The sequence below is a fragment of the Rhodoplanes sp. SY1 genome (assembly GCF_046000175.1).
Taxonomy (GTDB): Bacteria; Pseudomonadota; Alphaproteobacteria; order Rhizobiales; family Xanthobacteraceae; genus Rhodoplanes.
In genome coordinates, this window is sequence record NZ_JBEOMB010000109.1 from 13,698 (window position 1) to 38,032 (window position 24,335).

Genomic DNA, 24,335 nt, shown 5'->3' on the forward strand with positions numbered 1-24,335 from the left:
GATGGCGGCAACCCCCACCGCCTCGCCGGGTCGCGACACGCGGCCGCCCGAGACGCGAACACCCGAGCAGCAGGCGCTCGATCGCGCCGGCGCATCGAGCCGGCGCGTCGCCGCGCTGATGCCGCGGCTGGTGCTGGAGGCGCGCCGCGTCGCCGCGACCGTCATCCACGGGCTGCACGGCCGCCGCCGCGCCGGCCCCGGCGAGAACTTCTGGCAGTACCGCCGCTTCGTCTCCGGCGAGTCCTCGGCCCGGGTCGACTGGCGGCGCTCGGCGCGCGACGAGCACCTCTACGTGCGCGAGCGCGAATGGGAGGCCGCCCATACGGTATGGATCTGGCCGGACCGCTCGCCCTCGATGGCGTTCCGGTCGCGGCTCGCGACCGACTCGAAGCTGGAGCGCGCCCTGGTGATGGCGCTGGCGCTCGGCGAGGTGCTGGTGCAGGGCGGCGAACGCGTAGGCATCCCGGGCCTGATGCCGGTGACGGCCAACCGCAACGTCATCGACCGCATGGTGCAGGCCTTCCTGCACGACGCCGCCGAACGGGCGAGCCTGCCGCCGGCCTTCTCGCCGTCGCCGCTCTCCGAGGTGCTGGTGCTGGCCGACCTGTGGAGCCCGATCGGCGAGATCCGGCAGACGCTGGCGCGGCTCTCGGCCGCCGGCGCGCACGGCCATGTCGTGCAGATCGTCGATCCGGCCGAGGAGACCTTCCCGTATTCGGGCCGCGTCGAGTTCGTCGAGCCGGAGGGCTTCGGCGCCGTCACGGCCGGCCGCGCCGAGGCGTGGCGCGACGACTACACGGCCCGCATCGCGCTCCACCGCAGCCAGATCCGCGCCGAGACCGACCGCATCGGCTGGAGCTTCGTGATCCACCGCACCGACCGCCCGGCGACCGACCTGATGCTGCAGCTCCACGCCCGCCTCTCCGCCGGCCGCGGCGCCGTGTCGCCGGCCGCCCGCAGCGAGCCGGCACCCGGCGCGGAACGCGGCGACGAGACCGACGCCGGCGCCGAAGCCGACACCGCGGCGTTCGCCGACGCGAGGTCCGCATGATCCCCGGGCTGCCGCTCGCCTTCGCCTCGCCGCTCGTGCTGATCGGGCTCGTCAGCCTGCCGCTGCTGTGGTGGCTGCTGCGCTTGGTGCCGCCGCGCCCGCGGCGGGTCGACTTCCCGCCGACCCGGCTTCTCTTCGACATCGCCCCCAAGGAGGAGACGCCGGCCCGCACGCCGTGGTGGCTGACGCTCCTGCGCCTGACGCTCGCCGCCCTCGTGATCCTGGCCGCCGCCGGTCCCTTGTGGAATCCGCCGGTTTCGACCGCCACGGCCAAGGCGCCGCTCGTCGTGCTGATCGACGACGGCTGGTCGTCGGCCTCCACGTTCGACGCGCGGATGCGCGCCGCGACCGAGCTGGTCGCCCGCGCCCAGGCGGATGGCCGCGGCGTCGCCCTGGTGCCGCTCTCCGAGCCGACCCGCGACCTCTCCTTCGAGCCGCCGGACGCCGCCGCGGCGCGGCTGCGCACCATCCGGCCGAAGCCGCACGCGGTGGAGCGCGCCGACGCGCTGCCGGCGATCGGCCGCCTCGTCGCCGGCACGCCGGAGGCGGAGCTCGTCTGGCTCGCCGACGACGTCGATCTCGGCCGCGGCGCGGAGTTCGTCGACGGCCTGAAGGGGCTCGCCGCGGGCCGCGCCATCACGGTGGTGACCGGTGGGGTGCGGCCGGCGCTGGCGCTCGCCGGCGCCGACAACGCCGCCGGCGGCCTCTCCGTGAAGGTGCTGCGCGCCACCGCCGACGGCCCGACCGCCGGCACGGTGCGGGCGCTCGACCTGCGCGGCCTGCCGCTCGGCGAGACGTCGTTCGGCTTCGCGAGCAGCGCCACCGAGACCGAGGCGCGCTTCGACCTGCCGGTCGAGCTGCGCAACGACATCGCCCGGCTGGAGATCATGGGCGAGGCCTCGGCCGGCGCCGTGCAGCTGCTCGACAAGCGCTGGCGCCGCCGCACCGTCGGGGTCGTCACCGGCTCGACCACCGAGACGGCGCAGCCGCTGCTCGCCTCCACGTTCTATCTCGGCCGGGCGCTCGCCCCGTTCGCCGACGCCCGCATCGCCGAGCGCGGATCACCGGCCGAGGCGGTCAGCCAGTTCGTCGACCAGCGGCTGCCCATGCTGGTGCTGGCCGATGTCGGCAACGTCGCCGGACCGGCGCGCGAGACGCTGACCCGCTGGGTCGAGGACGGCGGCGTGCTGGTGCGCTTCGCCGGGCCGCGGCTCGCGGCGGCCGACGACGACCTCGTGCCGGTGCGGCTGCGCCGCGGCGGCCGCGTGCTCGGCGGGAGTCTCAGCTGGGAGCAGCCGCAGCGCCTCGCGAGCTTCGCGGCGGACGGCCCGTTCGCCGGCCTGCCGGTGCCGGACGACGTCACGGTCAAGCGGCAGGTGCTGGCCGAGCCCGACTCCGCGCTCGTCGATCACACCTGGGCGGCGCTCGCCGACGGCACGCCGCTCGTCACCGCCGCCAAGCGCGGCAAGGGGATGGTGGTGCTGTTCCACGTCACGGCCGACACCCGCTGGTCCGACCTGCCGCTGTCCGGCGCCTTCGTCGAGATGCTGCGCCGCGTCGTCGGCCTGTCCGGCACGTCGGTCGGGCCGGAGGCCGGCGCCAAGGCGCAGGGGACCGCCGACACGGTCGCGCCGACCCGGCTGCTCGACGGCTACGGCGTGTTCGGCCCGCCGCCGCCGACCGCCCGCCCGGTGGCCGCGGGCTTCGCCGGCCGCGCCACCGCCGACAATCCGCCCGGCTTCTACGGGCCGCCGGAGGGCCTCGTCGCCGTGAACACGCTCCTCGCCACCGACCGCCCGAAGCCGCTCGACATCGCCCCGCTCGGCGCCCGCACCGAGCCCTACCGGGCGACCGAACCGCAGGACCTGCGCGGACCGATCCTCGTCGGCGCCATGGCGTTGGCGCTGGTCGACGCCCTGATCGTGTTCTGGCTCGCCGGCGGGCTCGCCCGCCTGACCGGCTGGCGCCGCGCGCCGGCCGCGATCCTCGTCGGCCTCGCCGTGGCGCTCACGACCGTCGCGCCACCGCCGGCGCAGGCGGCCGAGCCGCGGCCCGCCGACCCGCAGGCCGACGCCTTCGCGGCCAAGGCGACCTCGGGCGCCCGCCTCGCTTATGTGACGACCGGCAATGCCGAGGTCGACGCGATCAGCAAGGCCGGGCTGCAGAGCCTCACGGTGTTTCTCGGCCAGCGCACCGCGCTGGAAGGCGGCGAGCCGCTCGGCCTCGACATCGCCCGCGACGAGCTCGCCTTCTTCCCGCTGATCTACTGGCCGATCGTGCCCGACGCGCCGAAGCCCACCGCGGCGGCGCTGGCCCGCGTCGACGCCTACATGAAGCAGGGCGGCACCATCCTGTTCGACACCCGCGACGCCGTGGAAGCGGCGCCCGGAGCCGAGACGCAGAGCCCCGGCATGGTGGCGTTGCGCGGCATCCTGTCGTCGCTCGACATTCCCGAGCTGGAGCCGATCCCGCGCGAGCACGTGCTGACCAAGACGTTCTTCCTGCTGCGCGACTTCCCGGGCCGATTCACGGCCGGGCGGCTATGGGTCGAGGCGATGCCGGCCGCCGATCCGGACGGGCCGGACGAGCGCCGCCCGGCGCGCGCCGGCGACGGCGTCTCGTCGATCCTGATCACGTCGAACGATCTCGCCGGCGCCTGGGCGACACGGCCGGACGGCCAGGCGCTGCTGCCGCTGGTGCCGGGCGAGCCGCGCCAGCGCGAGCACGCCTTCCGGGCCGGCGTCAACATCGTGATGTACGCCCTGACCGGCAACTACAAGGCCGACCAGGTCCACGTCCCGGCGCTGCTGGAGCGCCTGGGGCAATGAGAGACGGACTAGACGACCTGTCTCGCCCGTCATGGCCGGGCTCGTCCCGGCCATCCACGTGGTTGCGTTCAACAGCGGCCGAAGGCGTGGATGCCCGGGACGAGCCCGGGCATGACGACGCTGAAAACGTCGCAGCACCGGATACCGCATGACCTTCGGCCTCTCGTTCGCGCCGCTCGTTCCTGATTACGTCGTGTGGGTCGCCGCGGCCGTCGCTGCCGTGATCGCGCTCCTGCTGATCGTCGCCCGCATGCGCGGCGCCCTGATCAGGACGCTGGCCCTGACGCTGCTGGTGCTGGCGCTGGCGAACCCCTCCTTCACCCGCGAGGACCGCGAGCCGCTGTCGTCGGTCGCCGTCATGGTGGTCGACAAGAGCGCCAGCCAGGGCTTCGGCGAGCGTGCCAAGCAGGCGGAAGCCGCGCGCGCCGCGCTGACCGAGCGGCTGGCGCGCATCCCGGGGCTCGAGCTGCGCACCGTCGAGGCCGGCCAGGCCGACGGCGAGACCGACGGCACGCGCCTGTTCGACGCGCTCGGCGCGGCGCTCGCCGACGTGCCGCCGGAGCGTGTCGCCGGCGCCGTCATGCTGACCGACGGCCGCGTCCACGACGTGCCCGCCGACACCGGCGCGCTCGGCTTCTCGGCGCCCGTGCATGCGCTGGTCACCGGCCATCCGGGCGAGCGCGACCGCCGCGTCGTGCTCGTCTCGGCGCCGCGCTTCGGCATCGTCGGCCAGCAGCAGACCATCACGTTCCGGGTCGAGGACACGGGCGCGCCGCGCGGCCCCGCCGAGGTGCGGATCAGCCGCGACGGCGAGACCATCGAGCGGCGTAGCGTGCTGTCGGGCGATCAGGTGCGCGTGCAGGTGCCGATCCCGCATCCGGGCCAGAACATCGTCGAGATCGAGGCGTCGCCGATCCTCGACGAGCTCACCCCGCTCAACAACCGCGCCGTCGTCTCGATCGACGGCGTGCGCGACAAGCTGCGCGTGCTGCTCGTCTCCGGCGAGCCGCATGCCGGCGAGCGCACCTGGCGCAATCTGCTGAAGTCCGACGCCAACGTGGACCTGGTCCACTTCACGATTCTCAGGCCGCCCGAGAAGCAGGACGGCACGCCGATCAACGAGCTGTCGCTGATCGCGTTTCCGACGCGCGAGCTGTTCCAGCAGAAGATCAACGAGTTCCAGCTGATCATCTTCGATCGCTACGCCCGCCAGGGCGTGCTGCCGATCATCTATTTCGACAACATCGCCCGCTACGTGCGCGACGGCGGCGCCGTGCTGGTCGCGGCCGGTCCCGACTATGCGAGCCAGACCTCGCTGTGGCGCACGCCGCTCGAGGCGATCCTGCCGGCCGAGCCGAACGGCCGCGTCACCGAGCAGGCGTTCCACGCCGCGCTGACCGACCTCGGCAAGCGCCATCCCGTCACCCGCACCCTGGAGGGTGCCGGCGCCGAGCCGCCGGCCTGGAGCCGCTGGTTCCGCCTGGTCGACGCCCGCTCCATCGAGGGCATGACGGTGATGAAGGGGCCGGAGGAGAAGCCGCTGCTGGTGCTCGCCCGCGAGGGCGAGGGCCGCGTCGCGCTCCTGCTGTCCGATCACATCTGGCTGTGGGCGCGCGGCTACGAGGGCGGCGGGCCGCATATCGACCTCCTGCGCCGGCTGTCGCACTGGCTGATGAAGCAGCCCGACCTCGAGGAGGAGGCGCTGCGGCTGTTCGCCCGCGGCCGCGAGATCGTCGTGCAGCGCCAGACCATGGCCGAGACGGCGGCGCCCGTGACGTTGACGGCGCCGTCCGGCGCGACCCGCACGCTCGCGCTCGACCCGGCCGACGCCGGCGTCTGGCGCAAGAGCATCGAGGCGAGCGAGCTCGGCCTCTGGCGTGCGTCCGACGGCACGCTCACCGCGATGGTGAATGTCGGGCCACCCAACCCGCGCGAGTTCGCCGAGGTGACCTCCACGACCGATGTGATGGCGCCGTTCACCGACGCGACCGGCGGCAGCGCCCGGCGGCTCGCCGCGCGCGCCGGCGCCGAGATCGACGTGCCGCGCGTCGTCGCGGTGCGCTCGTCCGAGACGTTCAAGGGCGATTCGTGGATCGGCCTGAGGATGCGCGACGCCAGCGTGGTGCGCGGCGTCGGCGTGCTGCCGATGTTCGCCGGCCTTTTGGGACTTCTCCTCCTCGTCGGCAGCCTCGCGCTGACCTGGGCCCGCGAGGGACGGTAGGCTCGGCCCGCTCTCCGCTCTCCGCTCTCCCCGCACGCGGGGAGAGGTCGATGTTCGCGCGATCAGCGCGGACGTCGGGTGAGGGGGCGTTTTCCGTATCCACGAGAGGCCCCCTCACTCGACTCGCCGCTGCGCGGCGAGCCACCCTCTCCCCGCACGCGGGGAGAGGGAAAGAGCCATCCCCGTTCTTCCTGTCGCAACGGCGGAACCGCCCTGCGTGCGCCCCGATGGACGGATCGCGGCGCCGCGCGTTAAACACAAGGTCTCCCTCCGCGCCGCATCGTGCCGTCGCACGAACGCGCGCATCTGCGATCCTTCGCGCCTCTGCGACGACCAACCCTCGACGACCAAGGTGATCCGATGAGCGAAACTCACATCCGCGACAACGAGTGGTGGGTCTCCCCCTACAACAACGCCGCCGACGTCGTCGCGGCCCGACAGCTCCCGGCCAAGGTCGAGATTCACGACGCGACGCTGCGCGACGGCGAGCAGACGCCCGGTATCGTCATGGACGTCGCCGACAAGGTGGCGATCGCCGAGAAGCTCGCCGAGGTCCGGGTCGAGCGCATCGAGGCCGGCATGCCGGCCGTCTCCGAGATGGATTTCACGGCCATCAAGGAGATCTCCAAGCTCGGGCTGAAGTCGAAGATCTTCTCGTTCGCGCGCGCCGTCACGGTCGACATCGACAAGGCGCTCGACTGCGGCTGCCACGGCGTGATCATCGAGATCCCGATCGGCTATCCGAAGCTCAAGTACCAGTTCAAGTGGACCTGGGAAGACGTGCTCAAGAAGAGCATCGAGGTCGTCAACTACGCCAAGAAGCGCGGCCTCTACGCCGTCTACTTCCCCTACGACACGACACGCGCCCGGCCCGAGGATCTGGAGAACCTGCTGACGCGCCTGATGCAGGAGGCACCGCCCGACTCGATCGGCATCGTCGACACCATGGGCTGCGCTCTGCCCGAGGCGATCAAGCACATGGTGCGCCGGGTGAAGGCGCTCACCAACCTGCCCGTGGAGGTGCACACCCACAACGACTTCGGCATGGCGGTGGCGACCGAGCTGGCCGGCGTCGAGGCCGGCGCGAGCTGCATCCACTCCTGCGCCAACGGGCTCGGCGAGCGCACCGGCAACGCCGCCCTGGAGGAGCTGATGGTCGCGCTGCACGTGCTGTACGGCTACGACAAGCAGTACAAGCTCGACAAGCTGCCGGAGCTCGGCGCGCTCGTGAGCCGCATCACCGGCGTGCCGATCGCCGCCAACAAGCCGATCCTCGGCTCCAAGAACTTCACCCGCGAGTCCGGCATCGGCGTCGATCTCGTCGTGAAGGAGCCGCTCGCCATGTTCGGCACCCATCCGGCGCTCACCGGCCGGGCCGGCGACGTGGTGCTCGGCAAGAAGAGCGGCAAGGCGTCGATCACCTACACGCTGGAGAAGCTCGGCCTGCCCATTCCGGACGACGCACTGGTCGCCGAGATGCTGAAGCAGGTGAAGGACAAGGGCATCGCCAAGCGCGGCCTGGTGACGGACGAGGAGTTTTCCGAGATCGCCCGCGACGTGATGGCCGTGAAGGCGTGAGGCGTCGTCCGGCGAGCGTCGGGACTCTGACCCGTCATACCAGCTGTCACAATCTCGGACTCGTCATGCCCGCGCTTGTCGCGGGCATCCACGAACCGAATGCTTCGCAACAGCAAGATCGTGGATGGCCGGGACAAGCCCGGCCATGACGGAAAAAAAGGGCCGCCGGAACCGGCGGCCCTTTTGTTTGTAGTCAGAGGACGCGAGAGAAGGCGAGGGAACGTGCGGAGCGAGAAGCAGAAGATGCTCGCCGGCGACTTGTATCGGCCCGGCGACGCCGAGATCCAGGCCGACCAGGCGGCGACAAAGACCTGGCTGGCGCGCTACAACGCCATGCTGGACTTGTCGGCGGCGCAGCGCCGCGCGGTGCTGCGTGAAAGGCTCGCCGCGGTCGGCGACGGGACCGTGATCCGGCCGCCGTTCTTCTGCGACTTCGGCTTCAACATCGCGCTCGGGCGCGACGTGTTCCTCAACTACAATTGCGTGATCCTCGACGTGGTCGCCGTCACGATCGGCGACGGCACGCAGATCGGCCCGGCCGTGCAGATCTACGCGGCCGACCATCCGCGCGATCCGCAGACGCGCCGCGCCGGGCTCGAATTCGGACGGCCGGTGGTGATCGGCAGGAACGTCTGGATCGGCGGCGCCGCCGTGATCCTGCCCGGCGTGACGATCGGCGACGACGCCGTGATCGGCGCCGGCAGCATCGTCACGCGCGACGTGCCGGAAGGCGCCACGGTCGCCGGCAATCCGGCCCGTGTGCTGCGGCGCTGATCAGAAAGCAGAGCGGGGCTCGTCGGCGCCGGCCTGTCCCGGCCATGCTGCGTCCGTGTCCCGGACGGGCTGCAGCGCGAAGCGGTGCGGCCCGAGCCGGGACCCAGGGCCCTGCGGACAGGCCCGACCGTTACCGTGGCGCCGAAGCCTCTGTGCCGTGGCGCCCCTGGGCCCCGGCTCCGCGGCGCAGCACGCCTGCGGCCTGCTGCGCCTTGTCCGGGGCACGACGCTGCGATGTCGGGACCTTCCCCGTCCCGATCGGATCACTCGATCTTCAGGCCGATGCGGTTGACGACGTCGCCCCACTTGGCGATCTCGGCCTTGACGAAGCGCTCGGCGTCCGCCTGCGAGCCGCCCAGCGCCGAGAAGCCGATGCGGGCGAACTGCTCCTTCACATCCGGCTCCTTCAGCACCGTGTTCAGGTCGGCGTTGAGCTTGTCGATCACGGCCTGCGGCGTCTTGGCCGGCACGAACAGCGCCACCCAGGTGGCGTCGTCGACCGCCTCGAGCCCGGCCTCGCCGACGGTCGGCACGTCCGGCAGCGCCTCGACCCGCTTGGCGCTGGTCACCGCGAGCGGCACCACCTTGCCGGACTTGGCGAGCTCGGTCGCCGCCGGCATGGCGACGCTGGCGAGCGCCACGTGGCCGCCCATCACGGCGTTGAGGGCGGGACCGGCGCCCGTGAACGGCGCGTGCGGAATGTCGACCTTGGCGAGGAAGCGGAAGATGCGCTCGCCCGAGAGATGCGGTGTCGTGCCGGTGCCGGCGGAGCCGAAGGCGAGGCTCTTGGTCTTCGACAGCGCGATCACGTCCTTCAGGGTCTTCACGCCGAGATCCGGCGCGGCGACGAGCAGGTTCGGCGTCGTCGCGGCGAGCCCGGCGACCTTGAAGTCGGTCTCGCCGGCGTAGCCGGGGTTCTTGTAGAGGCTCGGATTGACCGCGAAGGCGCTGGTCGAGACCAGCACCGTGTAGCCGTCCGGCTGGCCGCGCGCGACCTGCACGGCCGCGATGTTGCCGCCGGCGCCGCCGCGGTTCTCGATGACGACCGACTGGCCCCAGAGCTGCTGCAGCTTGAGCCCGACGATGCGGCCGATGATGTCGGCCGGGCCGGCGGGCGCGAAAGCGATCAGGAAGCGCACCGGCTGGGCCGGATAGGCCGGCGCCTGGGCGTGCGCGCCGGGCGCGAGAGCGAAGCTGGCGGCGAGCACCGTGGCGGCTGTCGCCAGCCGTCGCGTCAGGTCGAGCATGGGATCTCCTCGTTCGAGTCTTCTTCGTGGCTTCGTGGACGCTCGTCGACGACGCAGACCGATCAGGCGTCCCAGTCCGGGCGGACAGGACCCGAGACCCCGGCGAAGGCGCCGGGCTCGAGCTCGGCGACGAGCAGGCGGGCGGGATCGACCGGACCGGGCATCAGGGCACTGCCGCGCGGCACGCGCTTGAAGCCGGCCCGGGCGTAATAAGGCTCGTCGCCGACCAGCAGCACGAGCCGGTGGCCGCGGGCGCGCGCCTCGGCCAACGCCCGCTCCATCAGCTCGAGGCCGATGCCGCGGTCGCGGAACGGCGGCTCGACGGTGAGCGGCCCGAGCAGCAGCGCCTTGGTGTCGCCGATGCGGATCGCGGTGAGCCGCACCGAGCCGACCAGCAGGGTGCCGATGCGGGCCAGGAACGACAGGTCGCGGTGATGCGCGGCCCGCTCGCGGATCCGGTAGGCGGTGCGGGCGTAGGCCCCGGGGCCGAAGGTGCGCTCGTGCAGCCGCTCGACCGCGGCCGTGTCGGCCGGTGTCTCGGGAAGGATGGTGAGCGACAGATCCGTCATGCGACTGGGAACGGGCTCGGGAGGGGATGCCGGGCGCGGCCGTGACGCCTAGATAGCAGGCATCGGGCGGCCCGAGAAGCGTGCGCGGCCGGGAAGGCGAAGGCGGAGAAACGCATGGGTCTGCTCGTCGACGGCATCTGGCACGACCAGTGGTACGACACCAAGGAGACGGGCGGACGCTTCGTCCGCACCGAGTCGCAGTTCCGCCATTGGGTGACGGCCGACGGCGCCGCCGGCCCGAGCGGCGACGGCGGCTTCCCGGCCGCGCCCGGGCGCTACCGGCTCTACGTGTCGCTCGCCTGCCCGTGGACGCACCGCACCCTGATCATGCGGGCGCTGAAAAAGCTCGACGACGTCGTCGCGGTGTCGATCGTGTCGCCCCTGATGGGCCGCTCCGGCTGGACCTTCGACACGGCGCAAGGATCGACCGGCGACCCGATCCTCGGCGCCCGCACGCTCGCCGACGTCTACGTCGCGGCGAAGCCGCACTACTCCGGCCGCGTGACCGTCCCTGTGCTGTGGGACACGGTTCGGGCCACCATCGTCAACAACGAGTCGGCCGAGATCACGCGGATGCTGAACCGCGCCTTCGACGCCTTCACGGACGTGACGGACGACTACGCGCCGGCCGACCTGCTCGACGAGATCGACCGCATCAACGCCTTCGTCTACGCCGACATCAACAACGGCGTGTACCGGGCCGGCTTCGCGACGACCCAAGACGCCTACGAGGAGGCGTTCCGGGCGCTGTTCGCGGCGCTCGACGCGATCGAGGTCCGGCTGTCGGTGCAACGTTATCTGGTCGGCGACCGGCTCACCGAGGCGGACTGGCGGCTGTTCACGACGCTGATCCGCTTCGACGCCGTATATGTCGGTCACTTCAAGTGCAACCTGCGGCGGATCGCCGACTATCCGGCCCTGTCGAACTATCTGCGCGACCTCTATCAGGTGCCGGGCGTCGCCGCGACCGTGTCGCTCGATCACATCAAGCGCCACTACTATGGCAGCCACCCGACCATCAACCCGACCGGCATCGTGCCGCTCGGCCCGGAACTCGACTTCTCGGCCCCGCACGACCGCGGCCGCTTCGCGAGATGAGGATCCAGGAGGGCGCGCCCTACCAGCGACCGGTCGCCGGAGTGCCGTGAAAAACCTCGGCGATGCGGGCGCGGGTGCCGCGCGTCGTCTCGTCCGGCAGGGCGTCGAGCGCGAAGAATCCGGTGGCGACGATCTCGCGGTTCGGGATCGGCGCCGACGGCTGCTCGAACGCCCGCACCACGTAGAGCGCGACGTGATCACGCCGCGACACGTGCGCGTTGAGATAGAGGCCGTGCAGGACCGGGGCGCCGTTCAGCCGGACGTTTCCCTCTTCGAGCAGCTCGCGCTCCAGCGCCTCGTGCAGGGTCTCGCCCGGCTCGACGCCGCCGCCCGGCAGGTACCAGCCCGAGACATAGGAGTGCTTCACCAGCAGCACCCGGCCGTCGCCGTCGATCACCATGGCCCGCACGCCGAGGGTCATGCCGCGGCTGAGCCGCCACCACACATGCATGGCGCTGCGCAGGCCGCGTTCACCGCCGCGCCGCAGGCGTGCCGCCCGGCTTTCCCGCGCAGCCGACGGCCCGGCGCCCGTCTCGTGGGGCGAAGGCGGACCGGATCGGGACAAGTCGTGCTCCGCCATGGCTGTGCTCGGCTGCCGATGATTCGGTGCTGCCGATGATTCGGCGCACGCTAGCAACTGCGCCGGTCCGCGGCCAATTCGTCCGCGTCGCCCGCGGCCAGGTCACGGCCGCCGAACAGCGATGAACCGTGAACCGGGCCCGCCGATCGGCGCGCGATCGATTGCACCGATCGCAGAACGCCCGCATCGCGTTCGAGGCGAGCTGATCACAATCACGTGAGCCCGCGTGGGCTCACGACCTGAAACCTCATTCCTCGGCGACACAGGCAAGGATTGGGAGAGAAAGGTGACAGATAGTTTCCTAATTCGAGAAGACGAGGGGTTGAATCAGATTTTCTAGTGGGTGATCGGGATTGATTCGAGTGGCGGATTGCGATTGTGTAGCTTCGAAACAAGTACACCCATGCAGATCGAAACGATATCGCCCTCATCCTAAAGTTTATAGGGAATAAGTTCTCGGTCGGCGAGGTCCGAAAATGCACAGTCAGACGGGCTAATACGGGTTCGATTGAGAATTAGACTTGAGGCTAGTACGCTCCGCTCGCCGGGCGTGTCACGAATACGTGACACTTCTTGTCCCGGCGGTCGGAGGATTGGCCCGGACATGGGTCGTCTCCCGGCCCGACGGATCGCCGAGCCCGAGTCGCAGTAGGGGATTGCGAGTGACCACCTCCGACGCACTGTTCCGCGACCTGACCGTCTACGCCGCGCTGCTGGATCGGTTCGGGTTCATTCTCGCGGTCAACCCGCAATGGAAATCCTTCGTGGATGCCGGCGGTCAGGTGCTGCCCTTCGAGGATCGGTCGCCACCGAATTACGGCATCGGCGAGAACTATCTGCGCTTCTGTGCTTTCGCGGACCCCCTGTCGCCTCGGCTGATCACCGGCATCTCCCAGCTTCTCGCCGGCCAGACCGATATCGTCTCGATCGTCTATCAACGCCGCTCCCCGGTCCAGAACACGTCGCTCATGCTGCTCGGGCTGCCCTATGTGTCCGACGGCAGCCGCGCCGTCCTGCTGCACGTGGACGTCACCGCGGTGGCGGCCACCCTGGCCGAGGCCCAGCGGGCCGGCGGCCCGGCCGTGGCTCCGAACGCCGCGGGAGCAGCGGATGTCGGGACCGAGCGGCCGGACGTGGTCGCGGCCGTCGCGGGCGGGCTCGAAGCGGCGGTGCTGAGCGCGGTGGCGCCGCGCCCGGCCGCCCGCGGCCTCGCCCACCGCCTGCACGGCGGCGACAGCGGCGACGAGCGCCAGCCGATCCTCAGCAAGCGCCAGTGGCAGGTGCTGTCCCTGATGACCAACGGGCTCACCAATGTCGAGATCGCCCGCCAGCTCGGGCTATCCCCCAACACGGTGAAGATCCACGTGTCGGGCATCCTGGCCCGGCTCGGCCTGCCGTCGCGCACCCAAGCCGTGCACTGGGCCTTGACCCAGGGCCGCACCGAGAAGCAGGCGGCGAGCCCCGACGGCCGCCCCTGACCTCGCGAGCCTGATCCCCCGCCCTGGTCGCGGCCCTGATCCCCGCCCTGATCGCATCGCGTCCCGCACCGGGCGCCGCGACGGTCGTTTCGGCCTCCTTGTCGATTAAGGGGACGCCAAGGAGCGGCCCCCGAGACACCATGACGGTCGGCCGAAACGTTTTCACCGACCGGCGACGCGCGTTTCGCGTCGGAGTGGTTTCACGTCGGAGTGTCGCCAGCTCGCTCCGACCTCGTCCCGAGGGGCCGCATGGTGCGAGACGCGGCCTTTCGGCCGCTCCTCACCACCGTGAGGGGCAAGTCACCATGAGGAGCAAGTCCAGACCGAGGGGCAGGTCCAGGGGGCAAGTCCAGCCGTCAAGCGCCGGCATCGCTCACGCCACCGGGCGACGACCGCAGCCGGCGCCCACGGGGTCGGTCAATCCTCGTCGTCGTCGGCCTTGCCGCCACCGATCTGCTTGAGCTTGGCGAACACCGCCTCGACGTCGAGCTCCTCGCTCGGACGCCGGGTCTCCTCCTCGTCGGCCTCCTCGGCGCCCGGCCCGGTGGTCACCTCGGCGGGCAGCAGGGTGACGCCCTGCTCGGTGTCGGTCGGCGGCCGCTCCTTGGCGGCGCGGGCGACCTCCATGTCGAGGTCGATCTGCGAGCACAGGCCGAGCGTCACCGGGTCGAGCGGCGTCAGGCTGGCCGAGTTCCAATGGGTCCGGTCGCGGATCGCCTTGATGGTCGCCTTGGTGGTGCCGACCAGGCGCATCACGGCGCTGTCCTTCAGCTCGGGATGGTTGCGCACCAGCCAGAGGATCGCGTTGGGGCGGTCCTGGCGGCGCGACACCGGGGTGTAGCGGGGCCCGCGCTTGCGCTTGGTCTCCGGCACCCGCACCTTCGACTCGGCGAGCCGCAACCGGATGGAGGTATCCTTCTCGGCCCGGGCGATCTCCTCCCGGCTGAGCTGGCCGGTGACGATCGGGTCGAGGCCCTTGATGCCCTGGGCGGCGTCGCCGTCGGCGATCGCCTTCACCTCGAGCGGGTGCAGCTTGCAGAAATCGGCGATCTGATCGAACGAGAGAGCCGTGTTCTCGACCAACCAGACGGCGGTGGCCTTGGGCATGAGCGGCTGGGTGGACATGGGTCAAAGCTCCTCTGTGCCTCGCCCGCCCCTCGGAGGCGAAGCCTGTGTCATTTCAGGAAATGACGGAATTCAGAACCTATATAGTCGAGACGCCGGCCCCGGCGCAACCCGCCCGGACCCCTGCCTTGACAGGGCTCCGGGGGGAGGCCAAACCGACGGATCAGGAGACGACATGACGAGCCACGGACCAGCCATGCCGCCCGCCCCCGACGCCACGGACGCCGTTTCGGGCGTCGATGCCGCCGTGCAGACCAAGCCGCCGCTGCAGATTCTGCTGTGCTCGCCGCGCGGGTTCTGCGCCGGCGTGGTGCGGGCCGTCGACACGGTCGAGCGCGCGCTGGCGCTGTACGGGCCACCCGTCTATGTGCGCCACGAGATCGTCCACAACCGCTACGTGGTCGAGAGCCTGAAGAAGAAGGGCGCAATCTTCGTCGAGGAGCTCGACGAGATCCCCGACACCACGGCGCCCGTGGTGTTCTCGGCCCATGGCGTGCCGAAGTCGGTGCCGCAGAGCGCCGCCGAGCGGAACTTCTTCGCCCTCGACGCCACCTGCCCGCTGGTCTCCAAGGTCCATCGCGAGGCCGAGGTGCACCACAAGCGCGGCCTCGAGATCGTGCTGATCGGGCATGCCGGCCACCCCGAGGTGGAGGGCACCATGGGGCAGCTTCCGCCCGGCGCCATCACGCTGATCGAGACGGTGGCGGACGTCGAGACCTTCACGCCGCGCGACCCGGCGAAGCTCGCCTATGTGACGCAGACGACGCTGTCGATCGACGACTGCACCGGCATCATCGCGGCCCTGCAGCGGCGCTTCCCGCAGATCACGGCGCCCCACAAGGAAGACATCTGCTACGCCACCACCAACCGGCAGGAGGCCGTGAAGACGGTGGCGCCGCGCGTCGATGCCCTGATCGTGGTGGGCTCGCCGAACTCCTCGAACTCCAAGCGCCTGCAGGAGGTCGCCCTGCGCAACGGCTGCCCGCATGCACAGCTCGTCGACCGCGCCGCCGACATCGACTGGTCGCAGCTCGGCGGCATCAGGACGCTCGGCCTCACGGCCGGCGCCTCGGCCCCCGAGGTGGTGGTCGAGGAGATCATCGACGCCTTCGCGGCGCGCTTCGACGTCGCGGTCGAGACCGTGTCGGGCGCCACCGAAAGCATGTTCTTCCCGCTGCCGCGGCAGCTCCGGGAGCTCGACAAGGCCGCCGGCACCGCCGCCGAGTGAGGGCGCGCCGCGCGAGCGGCGGGCGGGTGCCGGCGCCGGGCCGAGTGGTATCGAAGGGGGTGCATTTTCCGCGACGGGCCGCAGCCCATGTCGCGGACAAATGCTCTTTGGGGGTGGGATGGCCGTCTACACCGACGTCACGGCCGACGAGCTGCAGGCCTATCTGGCCGACTACGATCTCGGCTCCCTTCTGTCCTGCAAGGGGATCGCCGAGGGGGTCGAGAACTCGAACTTCCTCCTGCACACGTCGCGCGGCCATTACATCCTGACGCTGTACGAGAAGCGGGTCGCGGAAGCCGACCTGCCGTTCTTCATCGGCCTGATGGAGCACCTCGCGGCGCGCGGACTGACCTGCCCGCAGCCGGTGAAGAACCGGGCCGGCCAGGCGCTCGGCCGGATCGCCGGGCGGCCTTGCGCGATCGTCACCTTCCTGGACGGCATGTGGCTGCGGCGGCCGGGCGTCGCCCATTGCCATGCGCTCGGCGGCGCGCTCGCCGCCCTGCATCTCGCCGGTCGCGATTTTCCGATGGAACGGCGCAACGCGCTCTCGGTCGACGGCTGGCGGCCGCTGTTCGAGGCCGCCGAGGCGCGCGCCGACGAGGTGACGCCCGGCCTCGCCGAGGCGGTCGAGACGGCGCTCGCGAGCCTCGAAGGCGCCTGGCCGGACGCCCTGCCGCGCGGCGTCATCCACGCCGACCTCTTTCCCGACAACGTGTTCTTCCTCGGCGACAGGGTGTCGGGCCTGATCGACTTCTACTTCGCCTGCACCGACACGCTCGCCTACGACGTCGCGATCTGCCTCAACGCTTGGTGCTTCGAGCCGGACGGCGCCTACAACGTCACCAAGGGCCGCGCGTTGCTCGACGGCTACGGCAAGGTGCGGCCGCTGTCGCGCGACGAGAGCGCCGCCCTCCCGGTGCTGTGCCGGGGCGCCGCGCTGCGCTTCCTGCTGACCCGGCTGTACGACTGGTTTTCCAGGCCGGCCGGCGCGTTGGTCAAGCCGAAGGACCCGATGGAATACTACCGCAAGCTCCGCTTCCATCAGACGGTGGGCTGCGCCCGCGACTACGGCGTCGACGCGGCGTGAGCATGTCCCGCAAACGTGGCCTCCGGTTTTGCGATCAGGACATGCTCCATCAAGGACAAGGCCGACGAGCGTGAGCGACGACACGGGCGCGGCAGGCAAGCGCGTCATCATCCACACCGACGGCGCCTGCTCGGGCAACCCCGGGCCGGGCGGCTTCGGGGCGATCCTGGAGTGGGACGGGCGCACCCGCGAGCTGAAGGGTGCCGAGCCGCTGACCACCAACAATCGCATGGAGCTGATGGGCGCGATCGTCGCGCTGGAGACGCTCAAGCGCCCCTGCGCGGTCGACCTCCACACCGACAGCCAGTATCTGCGCCAGGGCATCACCGGCTGGATCCACGGCTGGAAGCGCAACGGCTGGAAGACAGCCGACAAGAAGCCGGTGAAGAACGTCGACCTGTGGCAGCGCCTCGACGAGGCGATCCGGCGTCACGACGTCGCCTGGCACTGGGTGAAGGGCCACGCCGGCCACGACCTCAACGAGCGCGCCGACACGCTCGCCCGCGAGGCGATCGCCGAGCTGCGCGCCGCCCAGCGGGCGGAGCGGGGGTAGAGCGACGTCCTCGAACCTCGCAGCCGCGATCACTAGGCTGCTCTCTAGGTAAGCGCCGCGCCTCCTGCGTTCCCTCCCCCCTTGTGGGGGAGGGACAGGGAGGGGGGTGAGCCACGGTCTCTGAGTTCGCGGCTCACCCCCCTCTCCACCTCTCCCCCACAAGGGGGGAGAGAGCAGGCTGCGGATCGTGGGAACGTCGTGTCTCGGGCGCGACTGTCGCCGTCCTACATCGCCGCCAGGAGCGCATCGGCGCTCGACAGCTCGGCCTTGCCGGTCTCCTGCTCGACCGTCAGCTTCTTCACGACGCCGTCCTCGACCAGCATGGCGTAGCGCTTGGAGCGGACGCCGAGGCCGCCGGCCGAGATGTCGATCGTCAGCTCGACCGCCTTGGCGAAGTCGCCGTTGCCGTCGGCCAGGAACTCGATCTTGCCCTCGGCGCCGCTCGCCTTCTTCCAGGCCTCCATCACGAAGACGTCGTTGACCGACGTCACCGCGATGGTGTCGACGCCCTTCGCCTTGATGGCGTCGGCGTGGCGCAGGAAGCCCGGCAGGTGGTTGTTGGAGCAGGTCGGCGTGAAGGCGCCGGGCACCGCGAACAGCACCACGGTCTTGCCCTTGAAGATCTCGTCGGTGGAGACCCAGGCCGGTCCCTCCGCCGTGATGACGCGGAACTTGGCCTCGGGGATGCGGTCGCCGACTGTGATGGGCATGGTCTCTCTCGTCCTCGATGGGCGGCCCGGCGCAGCGGAACGCACCGCCGGCCGGAGGGGGATTCCGGTGCCGCGGGCCGGCGCGCCGGGCCGCGATACCGTTACGTCGCGAATAGAAACATCCGTGCGACACGGCGCAAGCCTTTCACGCGCGGCCCGGGCGGGCCGCGGCGAGACGCCGTGTCAGTCGAGCCGCGCCTTCACCTCGACGGCGGCGTCGCCGGCGGTCGCGGTCAGGGTCAGGGTGGCGCCCTTCGGGTCGGTGCCGGGCGGCACGCCGTCGACCGCGAAGCCGAACAGGCGGGTGCCGTCCGGCCCCTCCCCCATCGGCTCGGGCAGCGGCAGGGCCCAGTCCTCGCCCGGGCCTTCGGCGAACAGGTCGGGCGTCGTGCCGGCCGGCGCCGCGACGGCGACGACGACGCGCGGCTTCGGCCACGCCCCCTCGATGCGCACGCTGCGCACCGCGAGCGGCCCGTCGGCACCGACCGTCGACGGTACCGGCACGGGCGCCGCGGCCGCCGTTACGGCGGCGGTCTCCCCGGGGCCGGCCGGCAGCGTCAAGCTGGCGCGCCCGGAGGCCGGGACGCACAGCCTCTCGCAGATCGCGTAATCGAGAGCGAGCACCAGGGTCGCCGGCTTCGCCGGGTCGATGCGCTCGACCGCGAGCGGAAACAAGACCCGCTGCGAATAGCCGATCGCCGTGCCGCCACCGTCCTCGAACCGCTTCGGCGCCGGCCAGCGCACCGTGGCGGCCCGCACGTTGGTGGAGGCGGAAAAGTCGAAGCGCGGCGGCACGCCCGAGTCACCGGGATACCGCCAATAGGTCTTCCAGCCGGGGGCGAGCCGGATTTCCGCGCCGGCCGCGAGGAACGCCGGGTCCGGTCCCGGCGTTCCGCCGACGAGCCGAACCGCGGCGCGATCGTCGCCATCCCAGGCGGAGGCCGAGGCACCGCCCGCAACGGCCGGTCCGGGCACCGCCCCGACAGCCAGCATCAGGCCCAGCGCCGGAAGGAGTGCGAGCCATCTGCCCATGGAACCGACCGCCTGCATGGCGCGAGTCGCCGCTCCGTTCATCACCTGGTCTCGTGTCCCGCGTAAGGTCGGAACGCCCGACCGGATTTCAAAGGTCCTGCAGAGGGGGTGCGCGCGCGTCGCGGCCCGGGCGACGGCCAGCCGCGTTGCCGAACCCGCGCCCCTCGGAGTAATCTCGCCGAGATGAAAGCCGCCCGGAAGATCGCGCAGCAGCACGAGCCCAAGCGGGGCTACCTCGACGGACAAATGCTGATCGCCATGCCGAGCATGCGCGACGAGCGTTTCGCCCGCAGCCTCATCTATGTGTGCGCGCATTCGTCGGAAGGGGCGATGGGCATCATCGTCAACCAGCCGGCGCCGAACATCTCGTTCGCCGACCTCCTGGTGCAGCTCGAGGTCATTCCCGCCTCCGATCTGATCATCCTGCCGCCACGGGCCGGCGCCGTGAAGGTCTTGCGCGGCGGCCCGGTCGAGACCGGGCGCGGTTTCGTCCTCCACTCGGCCGACTTCTTCATCGAGAACTCGACCCTGCCGATCGACGACGGCATCTGCCTGACCGCCACGCTGGACATTTTGAAGGCGATCGCCCGCGGCGACGGCCCGCTCTCGGCCGTGCTGGCGCTCGGCTACGCCGGCTGGGCGCCGGGCCAGCTCGAGACCGAGATCCAGTCGAACGGCTGGCTCCACTGCGCCGCCGATTCGGAGCTGATCTTCGGCCCCGACACCGAGCGCAAGTACGACCGCGCGCTGGAGAAGATCGGCATTCCGCCCGGCATGCTGTCGAGCGAGGCCGGCCACGCCTGAGGCGTCGGCCCGGACGTTCTCCCGACCAGCCCGACTGCCACCCCGGTCGCCACGCCGCGTCCGGCGTCGCGCGCGTGTAGATGCGCCGGGTGTGGACGCGCGTCGCGGCGCGTGCCGAACGGCTGAAATCTTCCTATACTACCGGCACCCGCGCGGTCGTTTTCAGCGCGGCGCCTTCTTGCGGGCGGACGACGCCCGTGGGGCCGCCGCCGAGCGTGCGGTGATTTTTGCGCCAGGACCACGCCGGACAGAGCACTGCGCCCGGACCTCGCGACAGGAGATTGAGCTCATGGATTCGAAGACGATCCTCGACACGATTCTGGGCGGCAAGAACGGCGCCGCCGGCGGAATCGGCAGCGTGCTCGGGCAGGCTGCGACCGACCTGCAGGCCGGAATGCGCGACGGCGCCGCCGGCGCACCGGTCGGCACCGGCAGCTTCGCCAGCGTGATCGGGCAGATCCTCGGCGCCGCCAAGACCGGCGTGCAGGAGGCGGCCCGCGACGTCGAGGCCTCCACCGGCATCGGCGCCAAGGCGGACGCGGCCCTCACCCAGGCGACCGGATCGAGCGCCGGCGATCTCCTCGCGCGGGCGCGCGAGCTGGTCGCCGGCAACCAGCTCGCCGGCGGCGCGGCGCTCGGCGGGCTCGCCGCGCTGCTGCTCGGCACCGGCGCCGGCCGCGGCGTCGCCGCCTCGGCGGCGAAGCTCGGCGGCCTCGCCATGATCGGCGGCCTCGCCTACCGGGCGCTGGAGGCCTACAAGGCCGGCAAGCCGCTGGTCGATCTCGGCGGCGGCGTCACGCCGGCCCCCGCCGCGAGCCCGTTCGGCGAGACGGACGACGCGGCGACCGACCAGGCGACCGCGCTCCTCCTGGTGCGCGCCATGATCGCCGCGGCGGCGGCCGACGGCGTGCTCGACGAGGCGGAGCGCACCCACATCGTCGGCGGCCTCGCCAGGGCCGGCCTCGACGCCGACGCGACCGCCTTCCTGGTCAACGCGTTCGCCAAGCCGCTGCCGCCCGAGGCGCTGGCCGCACAGGCGACGTCGCCGGCGGTCGCCGCCCAGGTCTACGCGGCGGCCCGCCTCGCCATCAATCCCGACAACCCGGCCGAGACGGCGTTCCTGGCGAAGCTCGCGGCCGCCCTCAGGCTCGCCCCGGCGCTCTTGGAGAACCTCGAAGCGGCGGCGGCTGCGGCGCAGAAGTAGACGGTCGACGTCGCTTCACGTCATCCCGGGGCGCGAACCGCAGGTTCGCGAGCCCGGGATCCATATCCCCGGCGCAGGTGACTCACGACAGACAGGGGCTATGGGTCCCGGGCTCGGCGCTTGCGCGCCGACCCGGGACGACCGAGCAAAAAAGGGAATTCACCCCCGCGCCAGGGCGAGGCGGTCACCGACCAGGAGCTCGCGGGCGGCCTCGGCCGGCATCGGCTCGCCGAACACGTAGCCCTGCACGTACTCGCAGCCGAGCTGATAGAGCTCGACGGCGTCCGAGTCGGTCTCGGCGCCCTCGGCCACCACCTCCATGCCGAGGTCGTGGGCGAGCGAGATGATCGAGCGCAGCAGCACCGGCCGCGTGCCCTTCGAGGTCGTGCGCACGAACGACTTGTCGATCTTGATGGTGTCGAACGGGAAGCGCTGCAGATAGGCGAGCGAGGAGTGGCCGGTGCCGAAGTCGTCGAGCGCGAGCCCGGCGCCGAGCTCCTTGATCCGCGTGAGGATCTGCGCGGCGAGCTCGGGATTCTCCATCACCAGGCTCTCGGTCATCTCCAGCTTGAGGCTCCCGCGCATCAGGCCGGAGCGCGCCATCACGGTGCGCAGGTCGTGGATCAGGTCGTGGCGCAGGAGCTGGCGCGACGACACGTTGACGCTGGCGAACAGCGGCACGCGGGTCGGCACGGCGCGCTGCCAGATGGCGAGCTGACGGGCGGTGCGCTCCAGCGCGAACAGGCCGAGATCGACGATCAGGCCGATCTCCTCGGCGATCGAGATGAACTCGGACGGCGACAGCCGCCCCATCTTGGGGTGGTCCCAGCGCGCCAGCGCCTCGAAGCCGGCGACGGAGCGATCCTCCAGCCGCACGATCGGCTGATAGAGGAGCGTGATCTCCTCGCGCTCCAGCGCGCGGCGCAGCTCCGATTCGAGCGTCAGCCGGTCGGTCTTGCGGGACCGCATCGCCGGCTTGAAGATCTCGACGCGATCGCCGCCGATCTTCTTGGCGTGATACATCGCCAGCTCGGCGTCCTTCAGCACCTCGTCGGGGCGCGGCGCCTGGGCGTCGTGCAGCGCGACGCCGAGCGACGCGGTCAGGATGATCTCGCGGTCGTTGAAGGTGATCGGCGCGTTGATGGTCTTGCGCATCGCCTCGGCGAAGGCGATGGCGCGGCTCGAATCCTTCTCGGACAGCAGGATCAGGCCGAACTGGTCGCCGGCGAGGCGGGCCAGCGTGTCCTGCGGCTTCAGCAGCCGGCCGAGGCGGCGCGCCAGCGTCAGCAGGATCGAGTCGCCGACTGCCATGCCGAGCGAGTCGTTGACCTGCTTGAAGCGGTCGAGGTCGACCACCACGACGGTCGGCTTGATCGCCGGGTCCGCCTTGGCGAAGGCGAACACGCTCTGCAGACGGTCGAGGAAGAGCTGGCGGTTGGGCAGGCCGGTGAGGTTGTCGTGCACGGCATCGTGCAGGAGCCGCTCCTCGGCGGTCTTGAACTCGGTGACGTCGGTCAGCGTGCCGACCAGCCGCACCACCTCGCCGTCGGAGCCGACCACGGGCCGGGCGCGCAGCGAGAACCACAGATAATGCCCGTCGGTGGTGCGCAGGCGGAAGTCCTGCACCAGCCGGCCGCGGCGCTGCTCGACGGCGCTGTCGAGGGCGGCGCGGAAGCGGTCGCGGTCGAGCGGATGGAGCACCTCGAGCCATTGCGCCGCGGGGGCGTCGAGGGTGCCGCGCTTGAGGCCGAGCGCCAGCTCGGTCTCGGGGCTGGTGAACACCTTGTCGGCGGCGACGTCCCAGTCCCAGATCAGGTCGCCGGCGCCGGTCAGCGCCAAGGCGCGGCGCTCGATGTCGGAAACAATGCCCTGGGTCACGCCGCCTGCAAAAGCGTGCTGCATCACCGTGAAGCCGATCAGCATGACGATCAGCACCAGGCCGCCGAGCAGCGCCGGGCCGACGATGTCGTTGGTCACGGCGCCCGTGACGGTCATGCCGGCGGCGACCACCCAGACGACCAGGAGGACCCAGGTCGGGATCAGCAGCACGGCGCGGTCGAAGCCGTGGGTCGAGAGATAGAGCACCAGGCCGAGGCCGAGCGTCGCGGCGAGCAGCAGCGACAGGCGCGCGATGCCCGAGGCGATCGCCGGATCCCACAACGCGACGGCGATCAACGCCGCCAGCACGACGAGCCAGCCGATCGTCACATGGGCGTAGCGCACGTGCCAGCGCGACAGGTTGAGATAGGCGAACAGGAAGACGACCAGGGTGGCGGCCAGGATCGCCTCGCCGCAGGCGCGCCAGATGCGCTCGGCCCCGGCCGACATGTCGAAGACCTTGCCCCAGAAGCCGAAGTCGACGCCGATATAGACCAGCACGGCCCACGCCAGCGCCGCGGCGGCCGGGAACATCACGCTGCCCTTGACGACGAACAGGATGGTGAGGAACAGCGCCAGCAGGCCGGCGATGCCGATCACCATGCCGTGGTAGAGCGTGAAGGAGTTGACCTTGTCCTTGTAGGCCTCCGGCTCCCACAGATAGACCTGCGGCAGGCGGTTGGTGCGCAACTCCAGCACATAGGTGACGACGGCGCCGGGATCGAGCGTGACGCGGAAGATGTCGGCCGTGGCGCTGTCCTGGCGGTCCGGGCGATCGCCGACGCTCGGCGTGATGGTGGCGACGCGCGACAGGCCGAGGTCGGGCCACAAGAGGCCGGAGCCGACCATCTGATAATGCGGCACGACGATCAGCCGGTCGAATTGCTCGTCGCTGGTGTTGGCGAGCGCCAGCACGGCCCAGTTGCTGCCGCCCTCGCGCGAGCGCACCTCGATGCGGCGGACGATGCCGTCCGGCCCCGGCGCGGTCGACACCTGCACGCGGTCGCCGTCGGTCTGCTGCATCTCGACCGCTTCGGTGAGATCGATGGCCGGAATGTCGGGCCGCACGCTGACGGCCTGGACCGCCTGCGCGGCCGGAACGGCGCCGAGGAGGGCGAAACCCGCCAGCACCAGCGCCGCAAAGGCCGCGCGCAAGGTCCGCAAAACGTGGATCTCCCGGTGGTCGCGCGCCGCGCCGTCCGAGGGCCGGCCGCAGCGTCACGCGTGCATCGTTGTTTCGACGTCACGGTCGACGTCACTGTCGAGCCTGCCCGCACCGAAACGCCCGCC

Annotated in this window: 19 protein-coding genes; 12 read left to right on the top strand and 7 right to left on the bottom strand. The window is 71.3% G+C overall.

The window, feature by feature from the left end:
• Position 1: 1 nt before the first annotated feature.
• From ABTU92_RS23120 to ABTU92_RS23140, 5 genes are all read left to right on the top strand, one after another.
• Entirely contained in the window at positions 2-1,051 is a 1,050-nt protein-coding gene (locus tag ABTU92_RS23120; protein ID WP_408093975.1) for a DUF58 domain-containing protein, read from the top strand.
• Positions 1,051-3,879 (top strand): DUF4159 domain-containing protein, encoded by a 2,829-nt coding sequence (locus ABTU92_RS23125; protein WP_408093999.1) that lies wholly within the window; start codon positions 1,051-1,053, stop codon positions 3,877-3,879. The genes ABTU92_RS23120 and ABTU92_RS23125 overlap by 1 nt, the downstream gene beginning before the upstream one ends.
• Positions 3,880-4,027: 148 nt before the next feature.
• On the top strand, positions 4,028-6,100 hold the full coding sequence (locus tag ABTU92_RS23130; RefSeq protein WP_408093976.1) for a hypothetical protein: 2,073 nt from the start codon (positions 4,028-4,030) through the stop codon (positions 6,098-6,100).
• A 360-nt stretch (positions 6,101-6,460) separates the two neighbouring features.
• Positions 6,461-7,678: a LeuA family protein gene (locus tag ABTU92_RS23135; protein WP_408093977.1), complete on the top strand. Its 1,218-nt coding sequence runs from the start codon at positions 6,461-6,463 to the stop codon at positions 7,676-7,678.
• A gap of 222 nt (positions 7,679-7,900) precedes the next feature.
• Positions 7,901-8,452 carry a sugar O-acetyltransferase gene (locus tag ABTU92_RS23140; protein ID WP_408093978.1) on the top strand — a complete coding sequence of 184 codons (552 nt, stop codon included), beginning with the start codon at positions 7,901-7,903 and terminating at the stop codon, positions 8,450-8,452.
• 263 nt (positions 8,453-8,715) lie between these two features.
• Here the strand turns inward: ABTU92_RS23140 and ABTU92_RS23145 are convergent, their stop codons facing one another.
• Entirely contained in the window at positions 8,716-9,699 is a 984-nt protein-coding gene (locus tag ABTU92_RS23145; RefSeq protein ID WP_408093979.1) for a Bug family tripartite tricarboxylate transporter substrate binding protein, read from the bottom strand.
• A 62-nt stretch (positions 9,700-9,761) separates the two neighbouring features.
• Positions 9,762-10,268, bottom strand: a complete 507-nt coding sequence (locus ABTU92_RS23150; protein ID WP_408093980.1) for a GNAT family N-acetyltransferase — start codon at positions 10,266-10,268, stop codon at positions 9,762-9,764.
• A gap of 114 nt (positions 10,269-10,382) precedes the next feature.
• Here ABTU92_RS23150 and ABTU92_RS23155 point away from each other — a divergent pair, with 114 nt between their 5' ends.
• Positions 10,383-11,366 (top strand): glutathione S-transferase family protein, encoded by a 984-nt coding sequence (locus tag ABTU92_RS23155; protein WP_408093981.1) that lies wholly within the window; start codon positions 10,383-10,385, stop codon positions 11,364-11,366.
• Positions 11,367-11,385: 19 nt separating this feature from the next.
• On the opposite strand, the gene ABTU92_RS23160 is transcribed toward ABTU92_RS23155, so the two are convergent.
• A complete protein-coding gene (locus tag ABTU92_RS23160) occupies positions 11,386-11,817 on the bottom strand; it encodes an NUDIX domain-containing protein (protein ID WP_408094000.1) in 432 nt (143 codons plus the stop codon).
• Positions 11,818-12,608: 791 nt separating this feature from the next.
• Between ABTU92_RS23160 and ABTU92_RS23165 the strand changes: the two genes are divergently transcribed.
• Complete coding sequence (locus ABTU92_RS23165) at positions 12,609-13,424, top strand: response regulator transcription factor (protein WP_408093982.1); 816 nt, start codon at positions 12,609-12,611, stop codon at positions 13,422-13,424.
• A 417-nt stretch (positions 13,425-13,841) separates the two neighbouring features.
• On the opposite strand, the gene ABTU92_RS23170 is transcribed toward ABTU92_RS23165, so the two are convergent.
• Positions 13,842-14,549 carry a DUF1013 domain-containing protein gene (locus tag ABTU92_RS23170; RefSeq protein ID WP_408093983.1) on the bottom strand — a complete coding sequence of 236 codons (708 nt, stop codon included), beginning with the start codon at positions 14,547-14,549 and terminating at the stop codon, positions 13,842-13,844.
• A gap of 247 nt (positions 14,550-14,796) precedes the next feature.
• On the opposite strand from ABTU92_RS23170, the gene ispH reads away from it, so the two are divergent.
• The 3 genes from ispH to rnhA all read left to right on the top strand — a co-directional run bounded on the left by ispH (position 14,797) and on the right by rnhA (position 17,417).
• Positions 14,797-15,777 carry a 4-hydroxy-3-methylbut-2-enyl diphosphate reductase gene (ispH, locus tag ABTU92_RS23175; RefSeq protein WP_408094001.1) on the top strand — a complete coding sequence of 327 codons (981 nt, stop codon included), beginning with the start codon at positions 14,797-14,799 and terminating at the stop codon, positions 15,775-15,777.
• 118 nt (positions 15,778-15,895) lie between these two features.
• Entirely contained in the window at positions 15,896-16,864 is a 969-nt protein-coding gene (locus tag ABTU92_RS23180) for a homoserine kinase (RefSeq protein WP_408093984.1), read from the top strand.
• A 70-nt stretch (positions 16,865-16,934) separates the two neighbouring features.
• Positions 16,935-17,417 (top strand): ribonuclease HI, encoded by a 483-nt coding sequence (gene rnhA, locus ABTU92_RS23185; protein ID WP_408093985.1) that lies wholly within the window; start codon positions 16,935-16,937, stop codon positions 17,415-17,417.
• 224 nt (positions 17,418-17,641) lie between these two features.
• Here rnhA and ABTU92_RS23190 read toward each other — a convergent pair whose 3' ends face one another.
• Positions 17,642-18,127 (bottom strand): peroxiredoxin, encoded by a 486-nt coding sequence (locus ABTU92_RS23190; RefSeq protein WP_408093986.1) that lies wholly within the window; start codon positions 18,125-18,127, stop codon positions 17,642-17,644.
• A gap of 183 nt (positions 18,128-18,310) precedes the next feature.
• Complete coding sequence (locus ABTU92_RS23195) at positions 18,311-19,159, bottom strand: protein-disulfide reductase DsbD domain-containing protein (RefSeq protein WP_408093987.1); 849 nt, start codon at positions 19,157-19,159, stop codon at positions 18,311-18,313.
• A gap of 183 nt (positions 19,160-19,342) precedes the next feature.
• Here ABTU92_RS23195 and ABTU92_RS23200 point away from each other — a divergent pair, with 183 nt between their 5' ends.
• Both ABTU92_RS23200 and ABTU92_RS23205 read left to right on the top strand, forming a co-directional pair.
• Positions 19,343-19,963: a YqgE/AlgH family protein gene (locus tag ABTU92_RS23200; RefSeq protein ID WP_111360537.1), complete on the top strand. Its 621-nt coding sequence runs from the start codon at positions 19,343-19,345 to the stop codon at positions 19,961-19,963.
• Between the two features lie 289 nt (positions 19,964-20,252).
• Positions 20,253-21,167 carry a DUF533 domain-containing protein gene (locus tag ABTU92_RS23205; protein ID WP_408093988.1) on the top strand — a complete coding sequence of 305 codons (915 nt, stop codon included), beginning with the start codon at positions 20,253-20,255 and terminating at the stop codon, positions 21,165-21,167.
• Positions 21,168-21,326: 159 nt separating this feature from the next.
• On the opposite strand, the gene ABTU92_RS23210 is transcribed toward ABTU92_RS23205, so the two are convergent.
• A complete protein-coding gene (locus ABTU92_RS23210) occupies positions 21,327-24,209 on the bottom strand; it encodes an EAL domain-containing protein (RefSeq protein ID WP_408093989.1) in 2,883 nt (960 codons plus the stop codon).
• Between the last annotated feature and the right edge of the window lie 126 nt (positions 24,210-24,335).

What these genes read in the sequence shown, in the direction of transcription:
- ABTU92_RS23120 (WP_408093975.1), top strand. Translation starts at nt 2, where the DNA reads ATGGCGGCAACCCCCACCGCCTCGCCGGGTCGCGACACGCGGCCGCCC.
- ABTU92_RS23130 (WP_408093976.1), top strand. Translation starts at nt 4,028, where the DNA reads ATGACCTTCGGCCTCTCGTTCGCGCCGCTCGTTCCTGATTACGTCGTG.
- ABTU92_RS23135 (WP_408093977.1), top strand. Translation starts at nt 6,461, where the DNA reads ATGAGCGAAACTCACATCCGCGACAACGAGTGGTGGGTCTCCCCCTAC.
- ABTU92_RS23145 (WP_408093979.1), bottom strand. Translation starts at nt 9,699, where the DNA reads ATGCTCGACCTGACGCGACGGCTGGCGACAGCCGCCACGGTGCTCGCC.
- ABTU92_RS23150 (WP_408093980.1), bottom strand. Translation starts at nt 10,268, where the DNA reads ATGACGGATCTGTCGCTCACCATCCTTCCCGAGACACCGGCCGACACG.
- ABTU92_RS23155 (WP_408093981.1), top strand. Translation starts at nt 10,383, where the DNA reads ATGGGTCTGCTCGTCGACGGCATCTGGCACGACCAGTGGTACGACACC.
- ABTU92_RS23160 (WP_408094000.1), bottom strand. Translation starts at nt 11,817, where the DNA reads ATGCATGTGTGGTGGCGGCTCAGCCGCGGCATGACCCTCGGCGTGCGG.
- ABTU92_RS23170 (WP_408093983.1), bottom strand. Translation starts at nt 14,549, where the DNA reads ATGTCCACCCAGCCGCTCATGCCCAAGGCCACCGCCGTCTGGTTGGTC.
- ABTU92_RS23180 (WP_408093984.1), top strand. Translation starts at nt 15,896, where the DNA reads ATGGCCGTCTACACCGACGTCACGGCCGACGAGCTGCAGGCCTATCTG.
- ABTU92_RS23190 (WP_408093986.1), bottom strand. Translation starts at nt 18,127, where the DNA reads ATGCCCATCACAGTCGGCGACCGCATCCCCGAGGCCAAGTTCCGCGTC.
- ABTU92_RS23195 (WP_408093987.1), bottom strand. Translation starts at nt 19,159, where the DNA reads ATGGGCAGATGGCTCGCACTCCTTCCGGCGCTGGGCCTGATGCTGGCT.
- ABTU92_RS23200 (WP_111360537.1), top strand. Translation starts at nt 19,343, where the DNA reads ATGAAAGCCGCCCGGAAGATCGCGCAGCAGCACGAGCCCAAGCGGGGC.
- ABTU92_RS23205 (WP_408093988.1), top strand. Translation starts at nt 20,253, where the DNA reads ATGGATTCGAAGACGATCCTCGACACGATTCTGGGCGGCAAGAACGGC.